General features: G+C 68.6%; 7 protein-coding genes and 2 pseudogenes. All 9 read right to left on the minus strand.

Going from position 1 to position 5,736, the window contains the following annotated elements; translation table 11 throughout:
* Positions 1-239 (minus strand): carbohydrate kinase (locus tag VTU_RS25680; protein ID WP_010101328.1); only part of this gene is annotated, 239 nt, incomplete at its 3' end.
* Between the two features lie 8 nt (positions 240-247).
* Entirely contained in the window at positions 248-577 is a 330-nt protein-coding gene (locus tag VTU_RS0104670) for an L-rhamnose mutarotase (protein WP_010101330.1), read from the minus strand.
* Between the two features lie 31 nt (positions 578-608).
* Positions 609-1,052 carry an ABC transporter permease gene (locus tag VTU_RS35380; RefSeq protein WP_265597333.1) on the minus strand — a complete coding sequence of 148 codons (444 nt, stop codon included), beginning with the start codon at positions 1,050-1,052 and terminating at the stop codon, positions 609-611.
* Between the two features lie 56 nt (positions 1,053-1,108).
* Positions 1,109-1,570: an ABC transporter permease gene (locus VTU_RS35385; protein ID WP_265597334.1), complete on the minus strand. Its 462-nt coding sequence runs from the start codon at positions 1,568-1,570 to the stop codon at positions 1,109-1,111.
* Entirely contained in the window at positions 1,567-2,553 is a 987-nt protein-coding gene (locus VTU_RS0104680) for an ABC transporter permease (protein WP_010101332.1), read from the minus strand. The genes VTU_RS35385 and VTU_RS0104680 overlap by 4 nt, the downstream gene beginning before the upstream one ends.
* Complete coding sequence (locus VTU_RS25690; protein ID WP_369021512.1) at positions 2,550-3,395, minus strand: ATP-binding cassette domain-containing protein; 846 nt, start codon at positions 3,393-3,395, stop codon at positions 2,550-2,552. Before VTU_RS25690 ends, VTU_RS0104680 begins: the two co-directional genes overlap by 4 nt.
* Before the next feature lie 222 nt (positions 3,396-3,617).
* Positions 3,618-4,072: pseudogene (locus VTU_RS34655) on the minus strand (ATP-binding cassette domain-containing protein); the annotation flags it as partial.
* 11 nt (positions 4,073-4,083) lie between these two features.
* Positions 4,084-5,079: a rhamnose ABC transporter substrate-binding protein gene (rhaS, locus tag VTU_RS0104690; RefSeq protein WP_010101334.1), complete on the minus strand. Its 996-nt coding sequence runs from the start codon at positions 5,077-5,079 to the stop codon at positions 4,084-4,086.
* Positions 5,080-5,142: 63 nt separating this feature from the next.
* A pseudogene (locus VTU_RS0104695) lies at positions 5,143-5,736 on the minus strand (sugar isomerase); the annotation flags it as partial.

Below are 5,736 nucleotides of genomic sequence, written 5' to 3' on the forward strand. Positions count from 1 at the left end.
CACGCAATCACGTGGCCGCAGCGCCGGGCGTTTTCCGAGCCGCGCAAGCTCGCCTGCATCCAGCGCTCCAGGCCGTGCACGTCGAGCGCGGGGTAGCCCATGGCGCTGTCCACGCTGGCGTTGGCGCGGGCGTGCTGTTCCAGCACCGTCCCCCGGGCGTCGAACAGCAGCAGCCGGGCGTGGCTCTTGCCAATGTCGATGACCAGCGTCAGGTCCGGCGCGTGCACGGGCGTGGGCATGGGGGGAATCAGTCCATGTGGAACACGCAGGGCAGCAGCTCGACCACCGGCGTGCCGTCGGCGGCGTAGCGCATGATGTCCGCCATATGCGCCCACCAGCGCTGCATCACCGGGTGCGCGGGCAGCGCGTCCATGCCGTGCTGGCTGCTGCGCCGCAGCGTGGCAAACAGCACCCGGTTTTCTTCGTCCAGGTAGATGCTGTAGTCGCTCACGCCCGCGGCGCCAAGCAGCGCCGTCAGCTCGGGCCAGATGGCGTCGTGGCGCCGCTTGTACTCGGCCACGCAGTCGGGATGCCCGGGGTCGAGAAACATGCGAAAGGCTATTTTTTCGTGGCTCATCGGCTCTCTCCTTCGCCCCCGCGGGCGGCGTTCATGCGCGCACTCCCGGCCGCGGCAGCAGGCGCGGCAGGATCATGGAGACGATCAGCAAAACGCCGACCACCATGGACATGACGATTCCGCTTACGTTGGCCATTCCCATGCCAAAGCTGAACAGGCCCAGCAGCAATACCGCGAGCATGGTGCCGACGATGCTGCCGCGCCCGCCCTCGATCGCCACACCGCCCAAAATGGCCATGGTGATCGCGTCCAGCTCCCAGCCCAGGGCAATGTTCGGCCGGGTGCTGCCGATGCGCCCGGTGAGCAGGATCGCGGCCACCGCGGCCATCAGACCGGAGAGCACGAACAAGGCAAAGCGGTAGCGTCCGACCGCGACTCCGGAAAAGCGCGCGGCCACGGGATTCGCGCCGATCGCGTAGATGCGCCGGCCCATGGTGCTCCGGTGCAGGAGCAGGCCCAGCGCCAGCGCAAACACCAGCAGCAGCCCGAACTCGATGGGGACGCGAAGCCAGCGCAGCCCCGTGATTTCGCTCAGTAGGCGTTGCCCAGGGTGGAGAAGATTTCCGGGTAGCCCGAGATCGACTGCTCGCCCAGCACCACCAGCGCCAGCCCCCGGTACAGCGAGAGCGTGCCGATGGTGACCACGATGGACGGCAGCCCGCAGCGCGCGACCAGCAGGCCGTTGAACGCGCCGGCGAGCATTCCGCTGAGCAGCGCCGCGCCCGCGATTGCCCAGGGTCCGAAGCCGGCGCGCAGCGCCAGGCCCATGGCCAGCGAACTGAGCGCCAGGATGGCGGCGATGGACAAATCGATCTCGCCGCAGACGATCAACAGCGCCAGCGCCAGCGCCAGCAGGCCCTTCTCGCTGAAGTTGAAGCTGCTGTCGGCCAGCGTTTCCAGGCTCATGAAGCCGGGCTGGCCGACGCCAAAGGCCAGCAGCAAGACGCACAGTAGCGCCAGCAGCACGCGCTCCCAGGTGTTCCAGGCCTTCATGCCACGGCCCCTTCAGGCTCCAGGATCTGCCGGCCGCAGCGCCGCTGCGCGCGCGCATTCAGCGCCACGGAGACCAGGATCACCGCGCCGGAGATGGCCTGTTGCCAGAAGGGCGAGACCTGGATCACCGGCAGCGCGCCGTTGACCACGCCGATGAACAGCACCCCCAGCGCCGCGCCCGCAACGCTGCCGACACCGCCGCCAATGCCCACGCCGCCGATCACGCAGGCGGCGATCACGGTGAGCTCGTAGCCCGCAGCCAGATCGGCGTAGGCGATGGAGTAGCGCCCCACCCAGAGCAATCCGGCAAGCCCGGCGAGCATTCCCGAGAGCGTGTAGGCCAGGCGCAGGCGCGCGGCAACGCGGATTCCCACACAGACCGCCGCATGCGGGTTGCCGCCCAGCGCGTAGAGCTCGCGGCCCTCCTTGCGCAGCCGCAGGAAGATGGCGCCCAGCGCGAGCACCAGCAGCGCGCACCACAGCAGCGCCGGCAGACCGAGCCAGACCGCGCGCGGCAGCGCCTTGATGGCCGGGTGGATGTCCTGGTCCGAGATCCAGGCGCCCCGGCTGGCAACGAAAACGGCGCCGCGGTACGCCGCCAGGCTGCCCAGCGTGACCACGATGGGCGGCAGCCCGAAGCCGGTGATGAGCCAGCCATTCACGCTGCCGAGCAAGCCCCCCACGGTCAGCGCCAGGGCGATCAGCAGCGCGCTGTCCAGGCCCGCAAAAGAGCGCCCCGCGAGCGCGCAGAGCATTCCCGTGAGCGCCAGATTCGACGCCACCGAGAGGTCGATTCCGCGCGTCAGCAGCACGAGCATCTGCCCCATGACCAGGATGGCAAGAATCGCCGAGTCGTTGGCAATGTCCAGGCCATTGCGCCAGCTCAGGAACACCGGCGCGCGCGCGCCCACGGCCAGCGCAAGCACGCCGATGGTGGCCAGCAGCAGCCATTCGCGGCGCAGAGTCGGGAGGCGGTTCCTCATACGGCCCCCGCGGCGCCGCCCTGCCGCGGGCCCAGACCCGAAGCCGCGGCGACGATCGCCTCGGCCTGCATCCCGGCGCGCGCAAACTCGGCCACCTGGCGCCCGCGGCGCATGACGATGACGCGGTGCGCCAGGTGCATGACCTCGGGCAGTTCCGAGGACACCAGAATCACCGCCAGCCCCTGCTGCACCATCTCGGCAATCAATGCGTAGACCGCCTGTTTCGCGCCCACGTCGATTCCCTTGGTCGGCTCGTCGAGGATCAGCACCCTCGGGTCCAGCGCGAGCCACTTGGCCAGCACCACTTTCTGCTGATTCCCGCCCGACAGGCCCGCGAGCGGCGTGTGCGGCGAAGGGGTCCTGATGCGCAGCCGCTCGACCATGCGCCGGCACAGCGCCGACTCCTTGAGCGCCGACAACCAGGGGCCGTTGGCGCAGCGCGCGAGGTCCGCGAGGCTGATGTTCGCCTGCACCGAGAAGCTCAGAATGCCGCCCTGGCGCTGGCGCTCCTCGGGCACGTAGGCAATTTTTGCGGCGATCGCCGCGCCGGGTCGCCGCGCGTCGAAGCGCTTGCCCAGGACCCGAAAGTCGCCCGTGGCCCGGGGGTTGAGCCCCATGATGGCGCGCATGGCCTCGCTGCGCCCCGAGCCGATCAGGCCGTAGAAGCCGAGGATTTCGCCGCGCCGCAGGTCAAATTGCAGGTCCCGGAATTCGGTCGGGTGCGACAGGCTTCGCACCGACAGCACCCGCTCGCCGGGCGCGCCGTCGATCTGCGGATAGATCTGCTCGACGGCGCGACCGGCCATCAGGCGCAGCAGTTCCTGCTCCGTGGTGTCGGCCATGGCGCCGCTGCCGACGGCCGCGCCGTCGCGCAGAACCAGGTAGCGGTCCGCCAGGGCAAAGATTTCGTCGAACTTGTGCGTGATGAAAATCACGCCAACCCCCTGCGCGCGCAGCCTGCGCACGATGCCGTAGAAGTCGCGGATCTCGGCCTGCGACAGGGCCGCCGTGGGCTCGTCCAGAATCACCACCAGCGCCTTCTGCGAAAGGGCACGGGCAATCTCCACCAGATGCTGCTCGGCCAGGCCCAGGTCCTTCACCAGCGTGGTCGATGCGAACCGCGCGCCGACGTCCGCCAGCGCACTGCGCGCGCGCGCGTGCATCGCGGACCAATCGACGATGGGGCCGCGCATCGGGTGGCGGCCGGCAAAATATTCTCCGCCACGCTCAATTCCTGGAACATCACCGTTTCCTGGTGCACGGCCAAAATGCCGGCGGCCCGCGCGTCCTGCGCGTTGGCAAACTGCTGCTCTGCGCCTTGCAGGCTGATGCAGCCCTGCTCCAGGGGCTCGACGCCGGTGAGTATCTTCACCAGCGTGGACTTGCCCGCGCCGTTCTCGCCCACCAGCGCCAGCACCTCGCCGGCGCGCAGTTCCAGATCCACGCCGCGCAGCGCGCGCGTGGCGCCGTAGCTCTTGTGCAGCCCGCGCAGACTCAACAGCACGTCAGACCGAGTCACGTCGCGTCGTTTCAGAAAATCTTGGCAAATTTCCCGACGTTGCGCGCGTCGTAAGTAAAGGGCTCGGACATGTCGGCCTCGCCGTTCGCGTTCAGGGTCACGGTGCCGACGCGGCCCAGCGAGACCCTCTCTCCGGGCTTGCCGCTGAGCTTGCCCGAGATGAACTGGCTGGCTGCATGGACGCTCGAGTAGCCCAGGTCGATCGGGTTCCAGATGGCAAAGGACTTGACCGCGCCGCTCTTCACATGGCCGGCCATTTCGGACGGCAGCCCCAGACCGGTCACGTACACCGAGCCGATCTTCCCTTCGTCCTGCACCGCCTTGGCCGCAGCGGCGATGGCGATGGTCGTGGGCGCAATGATCGCCTTCAGGTTCGGGTGGCTCTTGAACAGCCCCTGCGCTTCGCGGTAGCTCTTGTCGCTCTGGTTGTCCCCGTAGACCACGCCCACCAGCTTCAGGCCCTGGTATTCGGGGCGGGCCAGCACCTTCTTGGCTTCGGCGATCCAGACGTTCTGGTTCATCGCCTGCGCCGTGGCGGACAGGATGGCGATTTCGCCGCTGTCGCCAATCGCCTGCTGCGTCAGCTTCACCAGCTTTTCGCCGATGAGCGCGTTGCCCGACGGGTTCAGGTGCATCATGCGGCCGTCCTTGCGCACGCCCGAGTCAAACGACAGCACCTTGATTCCGCGGTCCTTGGCGCGCTTGAGCGACGGGACCAGCGCGTCCGGGTCGTTCGCCGAGATGACGATGGCCGCGACCTTTTGCGAGATCAGCGCGTTGATGATTTCGATCTGGCCTTCGGCGGTGGATTGGGCCGGGCCGGTGTAGATGATCTCGACGTTGCCGAGCTCCTTCGCGGCCTCCTGCGCGCCCTGGTGCACGGCGTCGAAGAAGCCATTGCCCAGGCTCTTCACGACCACGGCAATTTTGTCTGCGGCGAGCACCGGGCTGGCCAGCGCGGCGCCGAATACGGCGCCCAACAGAGCCGTCCTGAGTTGTTTTTTCATCGATGTCTCCAGAAGGGGTTGATGGGTCCGGGTCCGGGCATGGCCGGCCGGATCCGCAAGGGTTCACACAATGCCGCTGCCACCGGCCGTGCGCGCCGGCCGCTCGCGGGCCACGCGCGCGCGGTAGCCGCTGGCGCGGTACGCGGCCACCGGGTCGATGGCGCCGCCGGCGTCGAGCCGCAGCCGTTGCAGTATCGGCGTGACGTCGGTCTCAAAGCCGCGCTTGAGCGTCTGGCTGGCGAGCAGCGCGTCGTTCGCGTCCTGCGCGGCGTCGAGCAGGTCGCGCTCGACGAGTAGCGCCTGCGCGTAGCTGCGCTGCACCTGCGCGGCACTGCCCATCAGGCTCTCGATCGGGTCGGTCACGTTGTGGCTCTGGTCGAGCATGTACGCGGGAGCGAAACCGGCGACCCCCTCGTGCGCTGCGGCGACGAGTTCGTTGAACACCAGAAACAGCCGGTAGGGCGCGACGCTGCCGGCGTCCAGGTCGTCGTCGCCGTACTTGCTGTCGTTGAAATGAAAGCCGGCCAGCTTGCCTGCGCCAATCAGCCGCGCGACGATCATCTCGATGTTCACGCTCGGCGCGTGGTGCCCCAGGTCCACGAGGCACTGCGCCCTGGGCCCGAGCGCGCTGGCCGCCAGGTAGCTCGACCCCCAGTC

Origin of the sequence: Verminephrobacter aporrectodeae subsp. tuberculatae At4 (assembly GCF_000193225.1) — a bacterium.
GTDB classification, from domain to species: domain Bacteria; phylum Pseudomonadota; class Gammaproteobacteria; order Burkholderiales; family Burkholderiaceae_C; genus Acidovorax; species Acidovorax aporrectodeae.

Excerpts from the sequence above, each read along its gene's own strand:
- rhaS (WP_010101334.1), bottom strand. The coding sequence starts at position 5,079 with ATGAAAAAACAACTCAGGACGGCTCTGTTGGGCGCCGTATTCGGCGCC.
- VTU_RS35385 (WP_265597334.1), bottom strand. The coding sequence starts at position 1,570 with ATGAAGGCCTGGAACACCTGGGAGCGCGTGCTGCTGGCGCTACTGTGC.
- VTU_RS25690 (WP_369021512.1), bottom strand. The coding sequence starts at position 3,395 with ATGGCCGACACCACGGAGCAGGAACTGCTGCGCCTGATGGCCGGTCGC.
- VTU_RS0104670 (WP_010101330.1), bottom strand. The coding sequence starts at position 577 with ATGAGCCACGAAAAAATAGCCTTTCGCATGTTTCTCGACCCCGGGCAT.
- VTU_RS0104680 (WP_010101332.1), bottom strand. The coding sequence starts at position 2,553 with ATGAGGAACCGCCTCCCGACTCTGCGCCGCGAATGGCTGCTGCTGGCC.